Consider the following 21,822-nt stretch of genomic DNA (forward strand, 5'->3'; position numbering starts at 1 on the left):
GCAATCGCTATTGCGTCATGATGCTGCAGTCGCGTCCATCTTGCGATCGTTAAAGATTATGGAAAAAAGGACTGCAACGATAGCGGCGAATGCACAGGGCACCCACCAGATTTGCCCCCACCCACGCACCGCGTTCTCTGTGAAATGGTCGACAACAACACCCGAAAGGCTTGAGCCTATTGCCAGCCCGATACCATAGGTCAGGAGTGTGATGAAACCCTGTGCGCTGGCGCGGATGGTGCTGTTGGCTTTTCGGTCGACATATATCTGTCCGGTGACAAAGAAAAAATCATAACAAACCCCATGCAGCAGGATCCCACCGATCAGCACCGGCACACTCGCGCTGTCCGCTGCACTTGCAAAAAGCGCGTAACGCGCCACCCAGGCCAGCATACCCACCAACAACATCCATTTAACGCCAAGACGTCGGAAGAAGAACGGCATCAGCAGCATGAACGCAACTTCGGACATCTGGCCCATGCTCATCTTGGCCGCCACACCCTCAACCCCCAGCTCGTTGAGATAAAGGTTAGTGAACGCATAATAGAATGCGAGCGGGATGGAGATCAGCAGCGAACAGAGCGCAAAAATGGCAAACGCCCGATCCTTCAGGAGAATGAGTGCATCAAGCCCCAGCACATCACGTATCGTGACCTGCTCGCCTGACTTGCCGGGCGGGGTGTGCGGCAGGGTAAAGCTATATAGCCCCAACAGCACGGAGGCAGCGGCGGCCATTTTCATCGGCACAGCGGTTGCCTCAATGTTGGCACCATAGCGCGCGAGGCCATAGGTAATCACCAATCCGGCGACGATCCAGCCAATAGTGCCCCAGACCCGCACCCGGGGGAATTGCTCATCCGGGGCGCCCATCTGGTTGAAGGAGATAGCGTTTACGAGCGCGAGCGTCGGCATATAGCAAGCGTTGTATAACATAAGTCCCGCAATGATTGCGCCAAACTCAGCCATGCCAGAAACCATATAGAGCGTCACCCCGCCCACGATGTGCAGCACAGCCATGATCTTCTCGGACGCGAAAAAGCGATCCGCGATCAGGCCAATGAAAAACGGGGCGATGATCGCACCAATATTATTGGTAAGGTATGCCGTACCGATCTCAGCTCCCGAAAATCCGACGGCAGCCAAATAAGTGCCTAGTGTCACAAACCATGCGCCCCAGATAAAAAACTGCAGGAACATCATGACGCTGAGCCGCGCGTAATTTTTGTTGTCCATCTTCCCCTCCCCGGAAACCAAGCCAACACACTATGCAGTAAGCCCTCCGGCCACCACACCTGAGCCGAGATTACCCGATTACCGTGGCTTGACAAGTGAAAATGTAACCGGTTACATAAGTGGCAGCACTTACCGGATCAGGCCGGATTTCAGAACTGGGGATACAGGTGTCACTAACAGCCGCTATCGTCGGAACAGGCTTTATGGGCCCGACGCACGCAGAAGCACTCGCGCGCATCGGTATCGTTGTACGCGGCATTTTGGGGAGCAGTGCGGAAAAGTCGGAACGGGCGCGGGCCGCCCTCGGCCTTGAGAAAGCCTATAGCAGTTATGATGATGTATTGGCCGATCCGGCAGTAGACGCTGTGCATCTATGCGTGCCAAACGTACTGCATTTCGACTATGCCAAGCGGGCGCTGGCGGCGGGAAAACATGTAATGTGTGAAAAACCGCTGGCGATGAATACCCTTGAAACACAGGAGCTTGTCACCTTGGCACGAGCAAGCAAGCTGGCTGCTGGCGTTTGTTATAACCTGCGTTACTACCCGCTTAACCTACAGGCTAGGGCGTTGTGCAGTGAGAAGCTTGGCCGCATCTTTCATGTGAACGGATGTTATGTGCAAGACTGGCTTTTACATGACACCGACTATAACTGGCGCCTGAACGCAAGCGAAAGTGGCGCTCTGCGGGCTGTCGCAGATATCGGCACGCACTGGATGGATATGCTCACCGGCATTACCGGGCTTGAGGTAGAAGCCGTATTCGCAGACCTCAAAACATTTTATGAGACGCGGCGGAAGCCTGTTGGCAACACCACCACCTTCGGTCGCACCGATGATCACGGCCAGACATATGAAGACGTGCCCATCGACACGGAAGATTACGGCGCTGTCATGCTGCGCTTCAAGGGTGGTGCGACAGGCAGCCTGCACGTCTCCCAAATGGTGGCGGGCCGCAAAAATGCACTGCGCTACGAGATCGCCGCCGCGAATGGAGCACTGGCCTGGGACGGCGAGCAACCTAATGAACTGTGGCTTGGCCACCGCGACAAGCCAAACGAGCTGCTGCTGAAGGACCCATCGCTGATGGCAAACAGCGCAGCAACCTACGCCTCTTACCCGGGAGGGCACAGTGAAGGTTATCCCGACACCTTCAAGCAATGCTTCCGGGCCTTTTACGACTATATCGCCGCCGGGTGCACCGGTGATGCCCATTTCCCCAGTTTTGAAGACGGCCACAAGCAGGTGATGCTGTGCGAAGTCATCCTTGAAAGCAGTCAAACGGAGAAATGGATCAGGCTGGAGACGAACTCATGAAACTGGGATTCCAAAGCGCCATTCTGGCTGATCTGTCGTTCGAGGAAGTTGTAGACTTCGCGGCAGAAAACGGTTTCGAATGTGTTGAGCTCATGTGCTGGCCCAAAGGGGACAGCGACCGTAAATACGCGGGCGTCACCCACGTGGATGTGGCGGATTTTACGCCTGAAAAAGCATTGTACCATCTGGATTATGCCGCAGCCAAAGGCGTTGAAATCAGCGCACTTGGCTATTATCCCAACCCACTGTCACCAGTGAAGGAAGAGGCAGAGATCGCGATAATGCATATTGCAAGGGTGATCGACGCCTCAGCCATGATGGGGCTTGGCATTGTTACCACCTTCGTTGGCAACGACTGGACCAAAAGTGTTGACGACAACTGGCCGATATTCCTGGAAACCTGGAAACCACTGCTGGCATATGCCGCTGAAAAACAGGTCAAGATCGGCATTGAGAATTGCGCCATGTATTTCACCATGGACGAATGGCCGTCGGGTAAGAATCTCGCGCGTAGCCCTGCCGTCTGGCGCCGCATGTTCACCGACATGGGAGTGGATCATTTTGGCCTGAACTACGACCCCTCGCACTTTGTGTGGATGCAAATGAACTATTTAAAGCCATTGCATGAATTTGCTGACCGTATTTTCCATGCCCACGCCAAGGATGTTCGGGTGGACCGGGATAAACTGGATGATCTGGGCACCATGGCGCTGCCACTGGAGTACCACGATCCTTGCATTCCCGGCGAAGGGGATATCGACTGGGGTAAATATGTGGCTGAACTCAAGGCCACCGGTTTTGACGGCGCCTTCTGCATCGAGGTTGAGGACAAGAATTATGAAGGCAGCCTCGAAGATCGCAAGAAAGCCCTGCGTTTAAGCCGCGATCATCTTCAGCAATTTATATAAATCCGGGAAGTTCAAGGTAGCGGACCCCCAACCGAATGATGGCCCATCCTGCTCATGCGGGGTGGGCCGTTTTTTTGTATCAATCCGTCAGGTGTTTGATGCGAATATTCCTGAAGGTTACCGGGTTGCCGTGGTCCTGCAGGGCGAGATGTCCGCTACGCTTGGCGGCGAAGGCCGGCCATTTGCCAAATTTGCTGGCCGCGACCTTTGATTTGAACGCCTCGGAGTCCATATCATATTCAACCACCTTGTGCCCGTTCAGCCAATGCTGCACATGGCTCCCCTCCACCACCAGCCTCGAGGTATTAAACTCCCCCACCGGCTTGGTATAATCATCCGAGGGTGCATAAAGCGCGAAGAGAGACCCCGCTTGCTCAAGCGGCGGCTCGTCCCGTCCTTTATTGTCCAGAAGCTGGAACTCTGGCCCGGAATAAAATACATAAGGAAGGTCAGGGCTTTCCTGAACATGGAAGAAGATGCCGCTGTTACCAGCTTCAGAAATCTTCCACTCAAATGTCAGGTCAAAACTGCTGTAGGTTTCTTTGCTGATCAGGTCACCAGCCGGGGAAGAAACGACCGACAGTGTGTCGCCTTCCGCCTGCCAACCACCAGAGATTCCCTCGCCCTGATAATTGCGCCAGTGGCTTGCATCCAGAAGCGTTGTCTCATCCGCACAAGCGCCGAGAGATGTCAGGGCCATCAGGCCAACCATTAATGCTTTCATCTTAAATTCCAATCGCTTGCAGCCGCGCGTCGAGTGTGGCCTTCATCTCGTCCGTGGGGCCTGGGTAGCGCTCCAGCGGCACATTGCCGATATAACCAATATCCTTGAAACCCGCAGGTGTCGTGTAATAGCCGCCAAGTGTCAGTTTACGGAACCGTGTGAAAAAATCATGCTGGGCATTATCAGTCTCCGCGATAGTCGCCATGAGCCCGGTCTGCTCACTTTCCGCACAGTCGGCATAGCCATGGCCGAAGCGCGTTTTCGCTTCACCGTCAATCCAGTCGAGACCCGCAAGGATGGTTTTTTTATCATCCTTGGTTTGCTCATAAGGGCTGGAAACCCATTCGTTGATAAAGTCCGGCACACCGATCTGGCTTGGCGACGGATACGGCGCTTCTTCGGGCAGGATAACATCGGTCATCGCTGCCGTCGTCTGCAATTGCCGGTCCGTCATGATGCGGTCCCATGGTGAGGTGGGGTTTAGCATATCCGGATCTGTACCATAGCCCTGGGGCGTTTTAACATAGGTGGCAGCCCGAACCATTTTGGGGGCAGCAAGCGTGGTCGCCGCTGCAGCCGACAGCCATTTAAGGGCCGTACGACGGTCAATCCTGGATGTATAAACAGCCATCAGATATTTCCCTTTCTGGCTTCTTCCGCAAGATGGGTTGCATTGCGCATGGCAAGTGAGAGGATTGTAAGCGTCGGGTTTTTATCCGGGTTCGATGGCAGGACGGCACCGTCAAAAACATACAAATTTTTGACATCCCAGCTTTGCCCCCATTTGTTGACAACGCTTGTCTGCGGGTCGTCGCCCATGCGGGCACAACCAACCTCGTGGATGATCTCACCACCCTTTGCGATAGCTTCACGCCCGTCGGTACCTTTACCCCAGGAAACAGTTCCGCCCAGCCGGTCGATAAGCTCGTGGAAGGTTTGCCGCATATGGGTCGCCTGATTGATTTCATGGTCGGCCCACTTCCAGTGAAAGCGCAGTACGGGAATGCCGAAGCGGTCTTTGACCTCCGGGTCCAGTTCCGCATAACAATCATCATTCGGGATCATCTCGCCGCGCCCAGCCAGGTAAATGTCGGCCCCGTAGTTGCGGCGCATCTGCTCGCGCAGGCCAGCGCCAAACGCAACGTCACTATGGTCAGCGAGCCCGGCAATACCCATACCCGGCATACGCTGCCCACCTCCAACCTCAATATGATATCCACGCGGGAAAGGCAGTTCGTTGCGCGCCTGCTTCTGGTATCCCCACCATGGCACATAAATGTGCGCATTCGACATGCCGTCATCATTACGGGATGGCATGCCTTCCAGCATCGGGATATGGCCGCCCGACGCCGCGCCCACTGTGTCCATGAGATATTTCCCAACGGTCCCGCTTGAGTTAGCAAGGCCATCGGTATAACGCCCGTTGCCGGAATTGAGCAGGACACGAGCGCTCTCCGCCGCGCTGGCTGCCAGCACAACCGCCCGCGCCTTGACAGTTTTGTGTTCTCCGGTCTTGCGGTCAATATAGGTAACGCCCGACGCTTTGTCGTCCTTGCCCATATCAACAGTGTAAACCATGGCATCCGTGATGACATCAAGGTTGCCGGTTTCCAGTGCAGGTGGAATAAGCACCGTTGTGGTCTGGAACATCGCCTTGATAGAACAGCCTCTCCCGCAAGAGGTCGCGTAAAAACAGGCCTGCCGTCCGTTCATTGGCTTCTGAATGATCGCCGCACGCATGGGCGCCACCGGAATGCCCATTGACTCAAAACCGCGAGCCATCATGATCTCATGCAGGCGCCTGTTCGGCGTTTCATGCAATATGCCGTCCGGACTGTCGGGCGTATTTTCCAGCCCGGCGCCGTGGTATTCGCCGCCCCCGGTTACGCCCACGAGAGCTTCTGTCTTGTCGTACCACGGAGCAAGCTCGTCATAGGTGATAGGCCAGTCGACCCCAAGACCATCGCGGCTATAAGGCTTGAAATCATATTCACCAAAGCGCAGCGAAATGCGGCCCCAGTGGTTGGTACGCCCGCCCAGCATACGCGGACGCCACCAGAGAAACTCTTCCTTGCCGGGGGCATTGGTATAGGGCTCGCCCGGCACGGTCCAGCCGCCATCAACTGTGGCGTCATAATAACCAAAGGGCTTGTCCGGCGTTGACACCCCCCGCAGCGGCGCTTCATCGTTCGTATTGAACATAGGCGTCTCGTCTTCGGGCTTATAGTCACGGCCCGCTTCCAGCATCAGGACCTTCAGGCCCTTTTTCGCCAGAACATAGGCACTCATACCGCCGCCAGCGCCAGAGCCGACGATGACGACATCATACGGTGTGGATTGTTTCACGATGCTCCCCTTCTCCTCCCGAACGCGCATGCATATTGGCCCTGCTTACGTTCCTTATGCAAAATGTAACCGGTTACATAGAGCCATGTCAATCACACAAACAGATGCTTGATTGGCATCACGACACTCGCCCACGCGACAACCTCAACCTAATTTGTACAGTCCGTGGTGTGGGTAAGCACCTGTCCAGATAATTTGCCTGTAGCATGGCCTTTGTCGATCGCCAGTTCACCGTTGATCATCAGATATTCCACGCCGGACGAAAGCTTCTCGGGCGCGCGGTACGTGGCATTCGCCCGGTAGGTCTCAGGGTCGAAAATAACGATATCGGCCGAGAACCCGGGCTTCAGATATCCACGGCCTTTCAGCCCCAGACTATCAGCCACCAATCCGCTGCCTTTTCGAATAAAGTCCGACAGCGAAAGCACAGGTGCGTCGATTACATATTGTTGGAATTTTTGCGGATATGTCGCATATTTCCGCGGATGCCCACCGCTGCCGTCCGACCCGGTCATCACCCACGGCTGGCGCATGAAGTTAATCACATCCTCCTCATGCATATTGAAAGATGCCACGTCCGCATCGCCAGCAAGCACAATACGCACCGCGGCATCAATGGGTGTAAGCCGCCACTTGCCGGCAAGATCGGCTAGGGTCTTGCCCTGCCATGATGCCTCTCCCCCCACCACCAAAAGGCTGTCCGGGCCACCGCGACGGCGGAGGTTTTCCGCCATTTCTTTCGCCAACCGCTGTTTGAGGCGGGTATCCTGAAGGCGTTCCTTCATCGCGTCGCGCCCGCCTGCCATTGCCCATCTCGGCACCAGGCTGGCGGCAATACTTGTGCCCGATGCAAGCCATGGGTACTGGTCTGCAGTAACGTCAAGCCCTTCCGCTCTGGCAGCGTTAACAAGGCCTATCACCTCGAGACTTTTACCGTGAACATCCACGCCCAGCGCCTTGATGTGTGAAATATGAGTAGGCACACCAGCGCGCCTGCCAATCTCAATCGCTTCGCGCACAGCATCCAGCAACCCGATGGTGTAGCTGCTTTCATCGCGCATATGGCTATCATACACGCCGCAATACCCTGCCGTCACCTCCGCCAACGTGGCGACCTCATCGGTCGTCGCGAAACTTCCCGGTGCGTAATAAAGACCTGAGGACAAGCCAAAGGCACCGTCGGCCATCGCTTGCCTGACAAGGTCTTTCATGGCCTGCATTTCAAATGGCTCAGGTGGGCGCTTATCAGTCCCCATAACTGCGCGCCTGACCGCGCCGTGCCCCACATACAACGCAACATTGGTACCTACTCCATCTTCCGCCAGCCCGTCCTTGACCTGTCTGACATTAGGGCTTCCCCCGCCGTCATTGCCGGTAAACACAGTTGTTACGCCCTGGGTAAGATAATTGAGGTTCTGGCGGGTTTTGCTGTTTTCAAGATCGTCCAAACTATGAGTATGTGGGTCTATGAAACCAGGCGCCACAACGAAGCCCGAGGCGTCAATGATTCGGCTGGCTTGAATGGGGCCTGGGTTCTGCTCATCCCAAAAAGCGATTACGCCGCCGGAGACCACAATATCCCTGACCTCACCTGCCGAGCCCGACCCGTCATAGACCACGCCGCCCTTGATTAGATAATCGTATTGCTCGTCGGCTTTCGCGTTAATGGAAAAAAGGGTTAATGCTGCCCAAAAAAATGCGACGGTTCGATAAAACGCAGAATACCCAATAGTCAATACTGCCCCCTTGCCTCCTACTTCAGGCCAATAAAGTATTTCTCTCAAGCCTAAGCCTATACTGCATAAGAAGTCCCCGCGCCCCTAACAAAAAAACACAGCCAATCGGCTGTGTTTTATGAAATCTTCGTTTGTGCGTCTCCTACAGACCGCCTCCTACAGACGATCACGCATTGTTTCCACCAAGCCGTGGGCTTCGTAAAACGCGCCGCCATCAGGTTTGTCACCCTCACCCATCACGATTTCGACAAACGTCACTGTGGTTTCGCGGCCACGATAATATGTCTCTGTCGTCGAGGGCTCTATGTAAGCCGGGCGGGTTACTGTGCGACAGGAAAGTACACCACATTCACGATAAGTGGTCGCATGCACGCGCATGTGTGTAACAGCATGTGCATGGCTTTCACTGCGGTCGACATCTGTATCGCGGTCCACGACCTCAAACCAGTCATAACCCTTTTCGAGAGTTAGTTCCGCGGCGCGCAACAGCGCATAATCCCGGGCAAGCCCCGCCTCGTCACCTTCCGTTTTATAGGCGATGCGGTAACGGTTTTTCTCGATTACACTTTCGTAATACCCAAAGTCGCCAGGCTCATCTGCGGCCATGTAACGTGGCCCTGAAGAGGCACACGCGGTCAACGCGCAGGCCAACGGCAATGTCAGTAATATCTTTTTCATTCGAACCTCCTGAACAGGCAAAATCTTTAACGACTTAAAGCCTAATGTGGCCCAGATGAATTCTCGATATGCGGTTAGGGTCGCTTTTATAAAGCGGTGATAAATTTGCCTGGAATTTCGCGGTATTACGGGCAGTTTTCCCGCGCGTCAGCTTCCACCACTTCCATGCGATAGCCAATACCGGACTCTGTGACAATATAGTCGGGCCTCGTGGGATCAGGTTCCACTTTCTCACGTACTTGGCTAACGTAAACGCGCAGATACTGCATGTCGTCGCCGTGTGCTGGCCCCCATACCTCGTGGAGAATTTGACGGTGCGTCAGCATCTTGCCCCGATGGACGAGGAAATAGCGCAGCAGATCATATTCCTTTGGGGTAAAATCAACCCGGGCATTGTCAATCAGCACTTCATGCCGCACCAAGTCCATTCTGATACGACCGTTCATCAATACGGGCTCACCGGCCTCCTGTGTCGCGGCTTTTCTCAGATTGGCTGTAATCCGCGCGAGCAGCACATCGGGATTAAAAGGTTTCGTCACATAGTCATCAGCACCAAGGGCAAAGGCATCGATCATTTCCTTGTCACCATCCCGCACCGAACAGACGATGATCGGAACCTGCGACCATTCCCTGATCTGGGCAATGACATCCTTGCCGTCCATGTCGGGCAGGCCAAGGTCCAATAAAATCAAGTCGGGCTTCAACGACGCGGTTAGCCGTACCGCCTCACCACCTTTTTCCGCGGCTTCACATTTCAAATCATTGGATTCGAGCGAGATTTTCAGGAGCTTGCGGATTTGTGGTTCATCATCCACCACCAAAATGGTGCTTTTCTTCTGTTTCATAACCAGTTCCCCCTCGTGCGTATGCCCCTTGGGGCCACCAGTTGATTGTTGCACTAATATATAACTATATAACGCCCGTGTTGCGCAGGCGATAGATCTATGCAGGCCAGTCAGAGAGCATTGGCCCTTTAACACTGCCGGAATAGCGGCGAGCACCGCCCTCGGCCAAGGCGCCACCACTTGAGCTTGAAGCTACGAGAGCGGCAAAAATACGCCGCTGTGCACTTGCGTACAACATAAATTCCGGATGCCACTGAACACCGATCACAAAATGATCTCGTTCAGTGCCCTCAATCGCCTGCACCATGCCAAACTCAGCGTCATGGGCGATGGCCCGTAAATCCTGCCCAAGTGTATTGATCGCCTGGTGGTGCAAGCTGTTGACCCATATATCATCGGGCTTATCCAGGAGGTTCCGCAATGCGCTCCTGCCCTCGATAACGACCTTGCGACGTGCAAAAATCTTCCCGAGGGTGCTTTGCGTTGGCAAGAAACCTTCAAATACCGACGGAACATCCTGATGCAAATCCCCACCACGGACAATGTTAATCATCTGGGCTCCACGGCAAATTCCTAAAACTGGCAGCTTGGCTGCGAACGCCATTTCCACGCACTCAGCCTCCAACCGGTCCCGATAGGGATCAAGTCCGACGCTATGGGTATTATTCTGCCCGTAAAGCGTTGGGTCGATATCCGCCCCGCCCGAAACTACAAGGCCTTTCAGGTTTCTCGTGCGTAAAAGGTTATGCTTCGGGCTCACCCTGATGGGTCTGCCCCCGGCAAGCCAGATACCGTAACCGATCGCGGTATAAGCGAGAAAATTGGCCCTCGACCCTGTGGTGATTCCGATCAGCGGACGCACTCGTTCCTGTACGACGGTCATTAAGCACCTCCCGCCGACGCAAGCTTGTCGGCCTTCGGTGTGCCAGCGACACGCATCCGCTCCGTGAAGACGGTTGGCTGTTCTCGCCACTCATCACGCAGCCTGCTGAGTTCTTCATCGTTGGACGCCAATCTTTCGATCAACAACCATCGTTGCCATTCTTTCATCAGCGACCAATCGCCATTGGATACCTCACAGTTAGGCAGGCGGTAATGGTAGGTCGGGCGCGCATTGATTTTCTCGTCTGCACCGTAAAGTTCCCGGACAAGTTCCTTGTCCAGTTCGGAGAACAGCGGAAGCATATCAAGCGCCTTGTTACGGCTTTTGTTAAAGCGGTGATAATCACAAATCAGTTGCTCTTGCGTCGGAGCATATCCGTCGGCCATGATGTGATTGAGGTATTCTGTGCTGTAGGGCTCGATAAACAGTGTTATACGGCGCGAAAAATCCACATTGTGTTCATTCTTCAGCATTGGATAAAGCAGCGCAAACGCCTGAATATGCTTCAGTATATTTTCAGACTTCAATGATATCGCGTCAGGATTTATATGAAGCCCAAATGCGTGATGCAGAGATGCCTGAGTATCTTTCGCATTTTCGTAGAAGAGCGCTTCCCGCAATTTGTCCAGCTCCTCAATTTTTTCGATTGGAACTGGGGGTGCGATAATCTCAAGCGGTGCAATTTTCTCGCTTATGGACGCAACAACATCACCAGCCGCGTCGGCGGTTTTTCTCAATAAGCGCTCAAAGCCATCTGCTGTGGCATCAGATCCTCGGTCGATACCTGAGACCAGCTTTTTAACAGGCTCTGCATCAATCTCCAGCCTGAAGGAGCCTAGGGACGTCTCGACAACATACCATTCCGCCTTGGATCGCTCCTCCACATTTCCGCCGAAAAGACCTTGAACAATGCGCGCGGCCCGCCAAAGTGGCACACCCGCATACTCAATTTCAAAACCAACGCCCCGCGTCTGGCCTTGGTCAGTTAACAGCTCAACGTCATAATTTTCTTGCACTCGTTCCACGGAATTATCCTCTTCTACTCATGGTCCCATGGTAGGCGGACAACACTAAAGATGAGATTGGCGCAAAGGCTCAGCAACATAAAAAAAGCATAAAAATCATCATCGGTGGCAGTAAAGCTACAAGCAAATATATGTTTTTTATGGTATTTTTATCTTCTTCCCCACGAGCAGGATTTTTTGCTTATGGCAACTGTGGGAGTGTTTTGCCTCAAAGTGTCTGGCGCCACACCGAAGCGGAGGAAACCCTGATGACCTTAAAAACCAAGCTTAGCATCGTCCTTGTCGTGCTGGTTGGCATATGCAGCTTTCTTTTGGTCAACGAAGGGTACCTTACCCTTGATGTAATACAGCAGAACCTGAAGTTGATGCGCCAGCAATACGATGCATCTCCCATTATGTTTCTTTTCATGTTCATTGTAGGCTACACGCTGTTTGTAGCCCTTTATGTACCCGGGCCCTTTATCCTGAATTTGATGGCAGGCGCCATATTCGGCCCTTTTATCGGCACCGCCGCAGCCAGCGTCGCCGCGGCACTCGGGTCCGTTGCAGCCTTTCTTGTCGCCCGTTACATCCTTTATGATGCTGTCAGAGGCCGCTTTCCTGGACAGGTTATTTCAATTGACAAAGCCATCGAGGAGATGGGTGGCTTTTATGTGCTGCTTCTAAGGCTTGTGCCCGGCCTTCCGGTGGGGCTTACCAACCTGTTGATGGGCGTGACCAACATCAGCGCATTGCGGTTTTTCATGGCCTCTCTCGTCGGGGTGGTGCCGTGGATCGCTTTTTACGTTGTCGCCGGCGGCAAGCTCGCTCAAATGAAGTCCATCGATGACATTGCCAGCGTGGAAATGAGCCTTATGGCGCTCGCACTTGCGGTCCTGCTCATTGGTGGTCGGCTTTTATCTCGCAAGATCTCAGACCCCCGCACACCAGAGCGGCGGCGCGGTCGTTTTGTCTAACACCCTACCCCACATTCCACCGCTATACTGAAAAGCCTTGCAGGCCATGGTGGCTTCGCCATACTGACCATCACGGGGTTCACCCCAATCATTCCGGAGATCCACTATGCCTCAGGGGGACAAAAATTCGTTCCTGGCCAAAGCCCGGCACAATATGTTTGTCGGACTTTTTACGCTGATACCCATTTGGTTAACCTTGCTGCTTCTGGATGTCATCCTGCAGTTCATTCACCAGTTGGCTTCGCCCATTATCGATGTCCTGACCGCATGGGCCGACCCAGGGGGTGCTGCCTTTCATCTGGTAAAACACCCATGGTTTCAGACGACCCTTGCCGTCATTATCATGCTGAGCCTGCTTTATCTTGTGGGCTGGCTGGCCTCACGGTGGTTTGGACAGAGATTTCTGTTGCTGCTGGATGATCTCATTCAGCGGGTGCCAGTCGCACGCACAATTTACAACACGATCAAACGCCTAGCGGAAGCTATGCAAACCAATTCTGACGACGTTGAGCGCGTTGTACTGATTGAATTCCCGTCTGCTGACATGAAGACAGTAGGGCTTGTGACCCGCACTTTCAAAGACAGCCGCACCGGGCGCGAGCTGGCCGCGGTCTATGTACCCACGACACCAAACCCGACCTCCGGCTACCTTGAGATCGTGCCAGTAGAGAATATCGTGCCAACCAACTGGAAATTGGACGAGGCGATGTCCTTTATCATCTCGGGCGGTGCAGACGTCCCGAAAACCTTTGTCTATGATCGCGCACCGGTAGACGAGGAAGAACTGATAAAACCGGATACTACCCCCAAAGCGGGGCACCCCGGCGAGCGATAAAAAAAGGAGCCCCAGGGCTCCTTTTTCTCATGGTTTGATCTTGCTGGTTAGCTCAACGACTTCCACCATTTCTCAAGCTTGCTGTCGATCTGGTCCGCAAGCGAAGGGTCGCGGCGCGAAATCATATCCTGAAGTTCTTCCATATCGGCTTTGATCTGTTCAACCTCCGGCGCATTACGCCCGGCGGCGTCCTCACCGTCCTTCAGGTTGATCAGGGCAGATTCAGCAACCTGCAGTGCCTCACGGGCACCTTCATATTCCGCCGCCTTAAGCATGAAACGCGTCAAGGCAACGTGGTCTCTGGCCACCACCTCATCTGACTGCCCGATATCAAATTCGGTAATCATACCGGCCTGAGCGTCATGAATTTGCGCCTGCGCGCCATCAAAATCTTCAGTTGCCAATTCTTCCCGAGCCTCATTGAGGTCATGAACAAGCTTGTCCCGGCTGATGTTCAGGCGCACATATTTAACCTTCGCATCTTCTACGTCGCCCCGCTCAATGCCTTTCAGCTTGAGCGCGTCGGCAAAGTCATCCACTTCCAGCGGCCCATCTTTGACAGGCGTGTACACCACCTGTGGCATAAGGGCATTGCCAAATTTAAGCTCCACGATCTTGGTGAGGGGCACCGCTGATTTTGCGCTCACGGTCGGGCTTTGCTTGCCGGCTTCTTCCAGCTCCTCGAATGCCTCGTTAATAAGCTTCTCTGCTTCCCTGGCGTTACCCATCTGCAAACTCATGTGAGCATCGGAAAGAACAGCAAAGAGATCGCGCACGTCCTCGTGATAGGCTGCAACCTCGATTTTCGCTGTCGCTTTTTCAGAGACAATTCTGTCACTGGCCAGAACAGGCTGCATCAGGAACGATGCAGTAAGTGCCGTTGCCATCATCAAGCTTGTCTTTTTCATATGTCCACTCCCATAAAATGAGCAGGTGTGATCACCTGCTCTCTCACCGAGGAATTTCCCGATTAATCTTTGGCTTCATCGGCCACGGTATCGCCAACCGATTCAACATCGCGTCCTACACCCTCAATGGTGTTACAGGCGCTGATCGCGAAAAGAGATGCGATCAAGAAGATAGCTGCTGTTAGTTTGGTCATTTTTGCCTCCATTGGAATAATCACTTGAAGCAAGATAAACCGTGTCGCGTCAGGGTTCGATTGGCACATGCGCGGGTCGCCGTAAGGGGCATATAAAAAAAATATGGCAGCTCGCCTTAATTCAAGAACAAAAAATTGCCCAGCCTAACTGGCCGGGCAACAGGGGTTCGCAGAATGGGGACGGAAGGGTCCGGGCGTGGGTAGTCTGGGGGAGGTATGACTAAGCCCGGACCACTTCCTGGGGGCTTCGGTAAAAATGCCCAATGTCACGTTAGGCCGGTACATCGCAAAAATTCGATATGCTGTACCGTCGATGTTTATCAAAAATGTATAAATACAGATGCGTGACCTGCTCGCAGAGAGATAAAGAAGACGCCCCAGGGGAAGCGAGGAAACCCGTTTAAAACGGCCCCTGGGGCGTTGCCGGAGCGGCGGGCAGCAAACCGCCGACTTCCAGTCTCTTATTCCGCCGGCGTGGTATCACCCGGATCAGTATTCTCTTCTTTCCGAGGCGCACTAAGCCCCTCGGCGAAGCTTTTCGCGGTCTCCTGCAACAAGCTCGATAACATCACGACCAGATCAGCCCCTGCTGCAGGAGCCTTCGATTGCGCTTCTAGCTCGGCTTTAATCTGCTGGTATTGTAACTCGCGCTCCATCATGGCTCGAATAACACGCCAGATTATTGCGGCAGCGAGCAGTAAAACTACGCCGAGAAGAAGCAAACTCAGCGCCTGACTTGCGCCAACTGAAATGAGCCACAGGTATAAAGCGCCGCCGAGCGCTAAAGTTGCCACGGCCCCAACGAGCCCTGCTGCGAGCGCCCCAAGCAACCCATATTTGGCATGGGTGATGGGGCGCTCCAGAGCAGGCCTTGATGTCAAGACCTGCCCAGCCAGCAGCTTTATGATGGCCTCTACCATATTAAGCTCTCCGCCTGAGCTTAGCGACGGCTCAGGAGTGCCGCTACAATCGCGCCACTTGCGAAGGCTGCCGCCGTCGTGGTGAAGGGGCGGTCCTTGATCGTCTGCTCCGCCTTGTCACGGGCGACCACAGCCTGATCCTGCTTATTGCGAAGATATTCGCGGGCTTTTTCACCGGCTTCACGAGCACGATCTTTGATGGCGTCAACATCAATTCGCGACGTGTCTGCACCGTTTGGAGCAACGTCCCGTGCTTGTGCTGTAAGCATATCCTTGATCTGCTTCATATCCTTTTTAAGATTCTTAATTTCCTGCTGGGCGGTTGCCATAGTCGTTCTCCTATCGGTTTAGTTTGCCCCGCAACGCGCTATACAAGAGAGCTATGCGTTGCGTCGATGTCTAGAGACTGGCAGTTCACGACTTAGGGAACAATGTGAAGCCCAAGGGAGAAGCATAAAGAGGTGATAAAAAAGCAGGAAATGCAGCAGATGGAAACTGGCGCCAGACAACAGATCTCCTAGTGGAGAACATGCTCAATTGTCTCAATCAGGTCGTCCATGATGAAAGGTTTGGTGACATAGCCGCTCGCACCACGTGCATAGGCCAATTCACGCGTTTTGCGGTCACTCCGCACACTGAGCACAACGATTTTGGGTGCGTCACCTTTCGTACGTCCGACGATTTCCGGCAAGAGGTCAAGCCCGTCCCTGTCAGGTAATCCAAGGTCAAGTATAACCAGGTCCGGCTTTTCGGAAAGGCAGAGTGATTGGCCCTCACCGGCGGTTGCCGCTTCGTGAAAAATAGCGCCATAGTCTGTCATTGAGATCCGCAGAAACGTTCTGATCGACGGTGTATCATCGATCACGAGAATTTTGGCGTTTTCCAGAAAACTCATTGCGCTGCCTCCATCCTTTCGCTGTCATTGAATGGGAAGTGCAATGTAAAGACTGCACCGCCTTCTTTATGATTGGCCACCGTCACGTCGCCACCCTGGGCGCCCATGACAGATTTGGCGATCGCAAGCCCCAGGCCCGTTCCCGCCACTTGGCTGTCGGTCTTATTCAACCGTTCGTATTTATCGAAAATCCGGTCCAGCATATTTTCCGGGATGCCATCGCCGTGATCCCTCACATGATACCGGAAATGCCCGTCCGATACCTCCAGTGAAAGATCGATTGCAGCGTTTTCAGGAGAGTATTTCGCCGCATTGTCGATGATGTTTTGCAAAACCTGCGTCGTCATCATGGCATCCATCATAACTCTTACACCGTCAGTGTCACCCGATACTTTGACCTCTCTTTCCTTTAAGCGGGGCTTTAACGCTTTCAGCACCGTACGGACGGGCTCCATCGGGTCGTGTTCGTGGTTGGCGAATTCTATTTCTCCACTCTCAATGCGGGTCATAGACAGGATATTGGTGATAAAACTGTCCAGCCGCTGAGCTTCATCCAGCGCGGTCTCTGTCAGTGTCTCTTCCTGTTCTTCCGTGACCCGCCCTGATTTTTTCAGGCTGCGCAGTACGCTGATACTGCCAATAATCGACGCAAGCGGGGTCTTCAGGTCGTGTGAAACACTGGACAACAACATGGAACGAAGCTTTTCGCGTTCTTCCCGGAACCGGCTATCCGTCATCTCGTTCATCAGTTCGACCCGCTCAAGCGTGGCCGCGACATGGTCTGTCATCGAATTCATCAACTGGCCAAACCCCGGATCAAGCCGCGCCTTCATAGGGATTTTGACACCAAACACGCCATATTTTTTCTGGCCGGTCTCCATCACTTCAAACCGCCAACTCGACCCGATCCCCAGAAGCGCACCAAAACCGGCCGTCTGACCTTGCTGCCAGCACTTCTGCAGTGCAAGCATGTCTTTTTGCTCTAGCTGAGAATGACTAGGATACCGGGAAAACGTTACTTCATCCCGCCCGAGCGTATCCTCCCTTGACCCCAAGGGCAGGAAAAAAGCCACTTCCATGTTGAAAAGTTTGTGCACTTCCCGGTCAAGGATCTCCAGCACCTGATGTTTGCTGTCAGCACCTGATGTGAGCTGGTGGATGTCGTAAAGCGCGCGTGACCGTCTCTCCTTAAGACGGGCGTTCTCCACGCTGGCCCGCACATGTCCCCCCATTACAGACACAATAATGGCCGCACCCAGATATATGGTAATATTGATGAAATCGGTAAGCGTGCTCAGGTTGAACTGCCCGATTGGTACAACATAAAAATAATTAATGACCGCGAAACTAAGCGCGGAAGCGACCAGCGCGGACAAAAGACCAAAGCGGAGTGAAACAATGACGCATGCCAACAAAAAGATAAGCGCGATATTGTGCATATTGATCCGGTGCATGATCATCGGCAACATTGCCCGAACGCACTCTGCAATCAAAAAAGCCGCGGCTACCGCGACCACCGGAGCCATGATATGCTCCCAGGAAAAAACGCCGAGATTAAGCCGCTCCCAAAAGCTGGGCTTTGCAAGCGCTCCTTCCAGCGGTACGACCGTTACGTGTGACCGGTGGCCAAACTTCCGGGCCACTTTGTCGGCTGTGGAGCGCTTCAGGACGGCGCTCAAGCCATTTTCTGCAATCTGTCCAACAAAAATATGAGTGATTTCTTCCCCTGCCTCGAAGCAGGCCTGAATATAATCAATTTTTGCCGCTCCGCTGTCGGCAACCTCCAGGTGCACGACTTCCGCCCCGGCGGCCTCCGCACGTTCCAACAGCCGCATGGTACGTTCGTGTCTACGTGTATACCCGACACCTCCATCGGTAGGGTCTACATAAAGCACACGCCAACTTGAGCCGGTCTCCTTGAGCTTTCTTAGCGCCGCATCAACCACCATGTGGCTTCTGGGGTGCCCGTTAATACACACAAGTACATCAAGTGACATACGGCCCTCGTCTTAGTTTTTCCCTATTTCAAACTAGGATTTGCCATATAAATATTCCATTAGGAACCTTCCCGGCCATAAAAAAACGGGCCATAGCCCGTTTTTTCGTATTTATTTCACCACTTCAGGTTACTGATCTTTCAGTTCTTCTGTAGCATCTTCCAAATCACGGCCAGCGTCATTTGCTGTTTCTTCGATCTGGTCACCCAGATCATCATCACGGTCAACCACAACCACGACAACGATAGCAGCGACAACCACCGCAAGCAGAATTTTCAAGTTATTGCTCATTATGTCCTCCATTCAGTTCCTGAGCGGTTTCATTAATTTTAGAGCGATGCACCAAGCATCCAACCAGCTTCATCATGGAAACGCATGCGTTCAACCATGAGATCAACTGTCACTTCATCACCGGCTTTCTCGGCAATATTAAGGACCTTGCGGGCCTCCCCGGCACAAACGCCGTGGGCTTCCTTCAGGTTACGCAGCATATCCTCTGCTGAGCCTGGCAGCTCATCGTCGTCTTCAACCTGCGACAACGCGCCAAAGGCCTTGAGGGTGCCGGGCGTAAAATGGCCAATGGCACGGATACGTTCGGCAATATCATCGCCTGCTTCATGCAGGTCCTGATAATGCTCCTCAAACAGCTTGTGCAAGCTATGGAAGCGTGGGCCGGTTACGTTCCAGTGATAGAACAGTGACTTCACATAAAGAGAATATGTCGACGCCAGCATGCTGCCGAGCGCTTCCGCCACGTCAGCGCGGCTCTCTTCACCGATACCACCGTCTACTGGCTGGCCGTCTTTTACGGGGGTTACGAGCTTCATGCCTGTATCTCCTTTTTTCATTTTAATATTGGAGGCCGATGTTGCCTTGATCAGATGGTCAAGCGCATCCGACACATCGTGGAATGCAGAAGCATATTTTTGCTGCTCCTTGTCCTTACGTCGGTTGACTGCCGGAGACTCTTCCGCGATGCGCTGCTGCTCCTCAAGCGCGAGTATGATCCGCTCCTTGAGATTTACCAGATCGCGGGGCCCGTGCATTTCAAGCGCTTCGAGCGCTGTAATGGAACCGCTGTAGATTTTCTCGATCCAGCGAGAAAGCTCGCGAACGTCGTCGCCCAGCCCCTCTGCTTCCAACGCCTTTTCGTGGCGCTTCAAGCATTGGTGCAAGCTCACAGCAAAGCTGTCGAATTCGGAACTTTTCCCATATCGCGTCGTTGTCGCACTCATGACCAATCTCCTTCAAACACATGTAAGATCAGACAATTGACGTGAGTTTTCGATACGGACGCGGAACGCCCGTATAAAAAAGACATAAAAACGAATATGCGAAGCGACCTTATGTCACTGATGGCGTTAGTGTGCCGTTTCCAGTTTGTGGTGGGCTAACCAGTTGGCGGTAAACTGCGGTTTTGAACCCGTCACCCCCAAAGGGAAACCGCTGCATGATTGATGTTCCCGTCACGGATCAACAAGCCACCGTCACGATCCTTTGCCATCCATACCGGGCCGTCAAGGTCGATAAACTCGGCGCCATCAGCCAATACAAGCGCTGGTGCCATCGCAAGAGAGGTCCCGATCATACAACCAACCATGATCCGGAAGCCCATGGCTTCTGCATCCCGCTTGAGCGCCAATGCTTCGGTCAGTCCGCCAGTTTTATCAAGCTTGATATTAACAACGTCATACCGGGTCCTGAGTGCCGCGAGGTCGCCGCGCGTATGACAGCTTTCATCAGCGCACAGCGGCACCGCAGAGGTAAAACCGTCGAGGACGCCGTCTTGTCCGGCCGGCAAAGGCTGTTCCAGCATATCAACGCCGAGTTCGGCCAGCTTTTCATGCACGGATGACAAAAGCGGCAGATCCCAACTCTCATTCGGGTCCACAATCATGCGAGGTGTTGGCGCGACCGATTTGATGGCCCTGACTTTCTCGACCACGTCGTCACCGTTGAGCTTTACTTTCAAGAGGCCACAGTCCTGAAGTATTCGGGCTTTCGCGACCATTTCCTCAATACCGCCAATTCCGATGGTGAGCGCGGTTACCGGCGCCTTGGCCGGCTTCACCCCCGCTATCGCATAGACACTATTGCCTGCGTGCTTGGCCTCCAGTTCCCACAGCGCACAATCTATTGCATTCCGTGCAGCCCCGGGCGGCATAAGCGCGAGCAGGTCTTCGCGGCTACATCCCGCCTCAACCGCGCGAGCTGCGCCCTGCATTTCCTCAAGCACGCTCTCGGCACTCTCGCCATAATGTGCGTAAGGCACGGATTCACCACGGCCGACATGGCCATCAGCGGTAATCTCGGCAACCGTAACAGTTGCCTCAGTTCTGACACCACGGGAAATGTGAAACGGTTCTTTCAGACGCCAGGTTTCAGTATAGAAAACGGCTTGTCTTTTCATGGGCGGGGAAAACCTTCCAACTCAGTTACTATATCGTCGACACCCATGCGAAGTGGGTCGACACACGGTACACCATATATACGCGCTGTGTCTGCGCAAAGTTTAGAGGCGTTCTCAAACGTCATGGACGACGTATTCAAGGAAACACCCACAATTGTAGCGTTTTCGTTGGTGCGTCGCGCAAAGGCGAGGTTCACGTCGATGGTTTGCGCAAGGGACGGCAATGCATAATACGGCAGGCTGCGCATATGCGGCCTGTCGGGTTCATGGCACACAACAAGCGCGTCAGCCTGTGCGCCGTGCAACAGCCCAAGGCTCACCCCGGCATAGGACGGATGAAAAAGTGAACCCTGCCCTTCAATCAGGTCCCAATGGTCTGGCGCAGCGTCTGGCGTCAGGACCTCGACGGCACCCGATATGAAGTCAGAGACCACCGCATCAATTGGCAACCCGGCGCCCGCAATCAGAATACCGGTCTGGCCGGTCGCCCGGAATTCAGCGTCCATGCCGCGTGTACGCATTGCCTGTTCCAGTGCGAGCGTGGTGTACATCTTGCCAACAGAACAGTCCGTACCAACGGTCAACAACCGCATCCCGGCTCGCTTTTTGCCATTACCCACGGGAAGCGGCGCGTCGCTATGCCTGATATCAATCAAGCGGCGACCAAGGGCCTCTGCCCGCTCGCGGATTATCGGTACGCTGGCGAGCCGCCGGTGCAGGCCGCTCGCAATATCCAGCCCGGCCTCCAGTGCCTCAAGGATAGCCTCCACCCACGTATCCGAGATGGTACCACCCGCATTCGCAAGCCCGAGGACAAAGGTTTTCGCGCCGCGTGCCGTAGCAGCGGCAGGAGAGAGTGACGGGAGGCCAAGGCTGATCGTCGCCCCCTCCAGACTGTATTCACCAACGCAGTTCTCGGGTCGCCACTGCGCGACACCACGGGCCGTTTTTACCGCGATGGGGTCCTGAGCTTCGCCAAGGAATAGCAAATAGGGAGCTTCGATCATCATGGT

23 protein-coding genes are annotated in these 21,822 nt (G+C 54.0%); 4 read left to right on the forward strand and 19 right to left on the reverse strand.

All coding sequences use genetic code 11. The features are described from left to right. Positions 1-15: 15 nt before the first annotated feature. Positions 16-1,233 carry a nucleoside permease gene (locus OEU85_RS04140; RefSeq protein ID WP_262690184.1) on the reverse strand — a complete coding sequence of 406 codons (1,218 nt, stop codon included), beginning with the start codon at positions 1,231-1,233 and terminating at the stop codon, positions 16-18. Positions 1,234-1,400: 167 nt separating this feature from the next. Between OEU85_RS04140 and OEU85_RS04145 the strand changes: the two genes are divergently transcribed. Together OEU85_RS04145 and OEU85_RS04150 are read left to right on the forward strand one after the other, a co-directional pair. Further along, positions 1,401-2,549 (forward strand): Gfo/Idh/MocA family protein, encoded by a 1,149-nt coding sequence (locus OEU85_RS04145; RefSeq protein ID WP_262690185.1) that lies wholly within the window; start codon positions 1,401-1,403, stop codon positions 2,547-2,549. After that, on the forward strand, positions 2,546-3,457 hold the full coding sequence (locus OEU85_RS04150) for a sugar phosphate isomerase/epimerase family protein (RefSeq protein WP_262690186.1): 912 nt from the start codon (positions 2,546-2,548) through the stop codon (positions 3,455-3,457). The genes OEU85_RS04145 and OEU85_RS04150 overlap by 4 nt, the downstream gene beginning before the upstream one ends. Positions 3,458-3,536: 79 nt before the next feature. Here OEU85_RS04150 and OEU85_RS04155 read toward each other — a convergent pair whose 3' ends face one another. From OEU85_RS04155 to OEU85_RS04190, 8 genes are all read right to left on the reverse strand, one after another. Next, on the reverse strand, positions 3,537-4,181 hold the full coding sequence (locus OEU85_RS04155; protein WP_262690187.1) for a 3-keto-disaccharide hydrolase: 645 nt from the start codon (positions 4,179-4,181) through the stop codon (positions 3,537-3,539). Between the two features lies 1 nt (position 4,182). Next, positions 4,183-4,812, reverse strand: a complete 630-nt coding sequence (locus OEU85_RS04160; protein ID WP_262690188.1) for a gluconate 2-dehydrogenase subunit 3 family protein — start codon at positions 4,810-4,812, stop codon at positions 4,183-4,185. Beyond that, positions 4,812-6,527, reverse strand: a complete 1,716-nt coding sequence (locus OEU85_RS04165; RefSeq protein ID WP_262690189.1) for a GMC oxidoreductase — start codon at positions 6,525-6,527, stop codon at positions 4,812-4,814. The genes OEU85_RS04160 and OEU85_RS04165 overlap by 1 nt, the downstream gene beginning before the upstream one ends. 149 nt (positions 6,528-6,676) lie before the next feature. After that, the gene (locus OEU85_RS04170) at positions 6,677-8,263 is read right to left on the reverse strand and encodes an N-acyl-D-amino-acid deacylase family protein (RefSeq protein ID WP_262690190.1); all 1,587 of its coding nucleotides are present in this window, start codon (positions 8,261-8,263) and stop codon (positions 6,677-6,679) included. A gap of 156 nt (positions 8,264-8,419) precedes the next feature. Then, complete coding sequence (locus tag OEU85_RS04175; RefSeq protein ID WP_262690191.1) at positions 8,420-8,941, reverse strand: CC0125/CC1285 family lipoprotein; 522 nt, start codon at positions 8,939-8,941, stop codon at positions 8,420-8,422. Positions 8,942-9,066: 125 nt separating this feature from the next. After that, complete coding sequence (locus OEU85_RS04180) at positions 9,067-9,786, reverse strand: response regulator (protein WP_262690192.1); 720 nt, start codon at positions 9,784-9,786, stop codon at positions 9,067-9,069. A gap of 97 nt (positions 9,787-9,883) precedes the next feature. Beyond that, entirely contained in the window at positions 9,884-10,669 is a 786-nt protein-coding gene (locus OEU85_RS04185; RefSeq protein ID WP_262690193.1) for a gamma-glutamyl-gamma-aminobutyrate hydrolase family protein, read from the reverse strand. Next, positions 10,669-11,685, reverse strand: coding sequence for an amidoligase family protein (locus OEU85_RS04190; protein WP_262690194.1), 1,017 nt, complete (start codon positions 11,683-11,685; stop codon positions 10,669-10,671). The genes OEU85_RS04185 and OEU85_RS04190 overlap by 1 nt, the downstream gene beginning before the upstream one ends. A gap of 257 nt (positions 11,686-11,942) precedes the next feature. Between OEU85_RS04190 and OEU85_RS04195 the strand changes: the two genes are divergently transcribed. Together OEU85_RS04195 and OEU85_RS04200 are read left to right on the forward strand one after the other, a co-directional pair. After that, positions 11,943-12,650: a TVP38/TMEM64 family protein gene (locus OEU85_RS04195; RefSeq protein ID WP_262690195.1), complete on the forward strand. Its 708-nt coding sequence runs from the start codon at positions 11,943-11,945 to the stop codon at positions 12,648-12,650. 106 nt (positions 12,651-12,756) lie between these two features. After that, positions 12,757-13,485 (forward strand): DUF502 domain-containing protein, encoded by a 729-nt coding sequence (locus OEU85_RS04200; RefSeq protein WP_262690196.1) that lies wholly within the window; start codon positions 12,757-12,759, stop codon positions 13,483-13,485. A gap of 47 nt (positions 13,486-13,532) precedes the next feature. Here the strand turns inward: OEU85_RS04200 and OEU85_RS04205 are convergent, their stop codons facing one another. The 10 genes from OEU85_RS04205 to dgcN all read right to left on the reverse strand — a co-directional run bounded on the left by OEU85_RS04205 (position 13,533) and on the right by dgcN (position 21,819). Next, positions 13,533-14,393, reverse strand: a complete 861-nt coding sequence (locus OEU85_RS04205; protein WP_262690197.1) for a hypothetical protein — start codon at positions 14,391-14,393, stop codon at positions 13,533-13,535. A gap of 62 nt (positions 14,394-14,455) precedes the next feature. After that, positions 14,456-14,587: an entericidin A/B family lipoprotein gene (locus OEU85_RS04210; RefSeq protein WP_262690198.1), complete on the reverse strand. Its 132-nt coding sequence runs from the start codon at positions 14,585-14,587 to the stop codon at positions 14,456-14,458. Between the two features lie 461 nt (positions 14,588-15,048). Further along, entirely contained in the window at positions 15,049-15,507 is a 459-nt protein-coding gene (locus OEU85_RS04215; protein ID WP_262690199.1) for a hypothetical protein, read from the reverse strand. A 20-nt stretch (positions 15,508-15,527) separates the two neighbouring features. Next, on the reverse strand, positions 15,528-15,836 hold the full coding sequence (locus OEU85_RS04220) for a hypothetical protein (RefSeq protein WP_262690200.1): 309 nt from the start codon (positions 15,834-15,836) through the stop codon (positions 15,528-15,530). A 188-nt stretch (positions 15,837-16,024) separates the two neighbouring features. Then, positions 16,025-16,402 (reverse strand): response regulator, encoded by a 378-nt coding sequence (locus OEU85_RS04225; RefSeq protein ID WP_262690201.1) that lies wholly within the window; start codon positions 16,400-16,402, stop codon positions 16,025-16,027. Further along, positions 16,399-18,399, reverse strand: coding sequence for an ATP-binding protein (locus OEU85_RS04230; RefSeq protein ID WP_262690202.1), 2,001 nt, complete (start codon positions 18,397-18,399; stop codon positions 16,399-16,401). The genes OEU85_RS04225 and OEU85_RS04230 overlap by 4 nt, the downstream gene beginning before the upstream one ends. 129 nt (positions 18,400-18,528) lie before the next feature. Continuing rightward, positions 18,529-18,690 (reverse strand): hypothetical protein, encoded by a 162-nt coding sequence (locus tag OEU85_RS04235; RefSeq protein WP_262690203.1) that lies wholly within the window; start codon positions 18,688-18,690, stop codon positions 18,529-18,531. Between the two features lie 38 nt (positions 18,691-18,728). Then, positions 18,729-19,634 carry a Dps family protein gene (locus tag OEU85_RS04240; RefSeq protein ID WP_262690204.1) on the reverse strand — a complete coding sequence of 302 codons (906 nt, stop codon included), beginning with the start codon at positions 19,632-19,634 and terminating at the stop codon, positions 18,729-18,731. A gap of 191 nt (positions 19,635-19,825) precedes the next feature. Next, entirely contained in the window at positions 19,826-20,809 is a 984-nt protein-coding gene (gene dgcA / locus OEU85_RS04245) for an N-acetyl-D-Glu racemase DgcA (protein WP_262690205.1), read from the reverse strand. Continuing rightward, positions 20,806-21,819 (reverse strand): N-acetyltransferase DgcN, encoded by a 1,014-nt coding sequence (dgcN, locus tag OEU85_RS04250; protein ID WP_262690206.1) that lies wholly within the window; start codon positions 21,817-21,819, stop codon positions 20,806-20,808. The genes dgcA and dgcN overlap by 4 nt, the downstream gene beginning before the upstream one ends. Positions 21,820-21,822 lie beyond the last annotated feature (3 nt).

Source organism: Kordiimonas aestuarii (assembly GCF_025574465.1).
Classification (GTDB): Bacteria; Pseudomonadota; Alphaproteobacteria; order Sphingomonadales; family Kordiimonadaceae; genus Kordiimonas; species Kordiimonas aestuarii.

Bases quoted from the DNA above. Each gene is read 5' to 3' on its own strand.
- OEU85_RS04140 (WP_262690184.1), bottom strand. From the start codon at position 1,233: ATGGACAACAAAAATTACGCGCGGCTCAGCGTCATGATGTTCCTGCAG.
- OEU85_RS04150 (WP_262690186.1), top strand. From the start codon at position 2,546: ATGAAACTGGGATTCCAAAGCGCCATTCTGGCTGATCTGTCGTTCGAG.
- OEU85_RS04155 (WP_262690187.1), bottom strand. From the start codon at position 4,181: ATGAAAGCATTAATGGTTGGCCTGATGGCCCTGACATCTCTCGGCGCT.
- OEU85_RS04160 (WP_262690188.1), bottom strand. From the start codon at position 4,812: ATGGCTGTTTATACATCCAGGATTGACCGTCGTACGGCCCTTAAATGG.
- OEU85_RS04175 (WP_262690191.1), bottom strand. From the start codon at position 8,941: ATGAAAAAGATATTACTGACATTGCCGTTGGCCTGCGCGTTGACCGCG.
- OEU85_RS04180 (WP_262690192.1), bottom strand. From the start codon at position 9,786: ATGAAACAGAAGAAAAGCACCATTTTGGTGGTGGATGATGAACCACAA.
- OEU85_RS04185 (WP_262690193.1), bottom strand. From the start codon at position 10,669: ATGACCGTCGTACAGGAACGAGTGCGTCCGCTGATCGGAATCACCACA.
- OEU85_RS04195 (WP_262690195.1), top strand. From the start codon at position 11,943: ATGACCTTAAAAACCAAGCTTAGCATCGTCCTTGTCGTGCTGGTTGGC.
- OEU85_RS04200 (WP_262690196.1), top strand. From the start codon at position 12,757: ATGCCTCAGGGGGACAAAAATTCGTTCCTGGCCAAAGCCCGGCACAAT.
- OEU85_RS04205 (WP_262690197.1), bottom strand. From the start codon at position 14,393: ATGAAAAAGACAAGCTTGATGATGGCAACGGCACTTACTGCATCGTTC.
- OEU85_RS04210 (WP_262690198.1), bottom strand. From the start codon at position 14,587: ATGACCAAACTAACAGCAGCTATCTTCTTGATCGCATCTCTTTTCGCG.
- OEU85_RS04215 (WP_262690199.1), bottom strand. From the start codon at position 15,507: ATGGTAGAGGCCATCATAAAGCTGCTGGCTGGGCAGGTCTTGACATCA.
- OEU85_RS04220 (WP_262690200.1), bottom strand. From the start codon at position 15,836: ATGGCAACCGCCCAGCAGGAAATTAAGAATCTTAAAAAGGATATGAAG.
- OEU85_RS04225 (WP_262690201.1), bottom strand. From the start codon at position 16,402: ATGAGTTTTCTGGAAAACGCCAAAATTCTCGTGATCGATGATACACCG.
- OEU85_RS04230 (WP_262690202.1), bottom strand. From the start codon at position 18,399: ATGTCACTTGATGTACTTGTGTGTATTAACGGGCACCCCAGAAGCCAC.
- OEU85_RS04235 (WP_262690203.1), bottom strand. From the start codon at position 18,690: ATGAGCAATAACTTGAAAATTCTGCTTGCGGTGGTTGTCGCTGCTATC.
- OEU85_RS04240 (WP_262690204.1), bottom strand. From the start codon at position 19,634: ATGAGTGCGACAACGACGCGATATGGGAAAAGTTCCGAATTCGACAGC.
- dgcA (WP_262690205.1), bottom strand. From the start codon at position 20,809: ATGAAAAGACAAGCCGTTTTCTATACTGAAACCTGGCGTCTGAAAGAA.
- dgcN (WP_262690206.1), bottom strand. From the start codon at position 21,819: ATGATGATCGAAGCTCCCTATTTGCTATTCCTTGGCGAAGCTCAGGAC.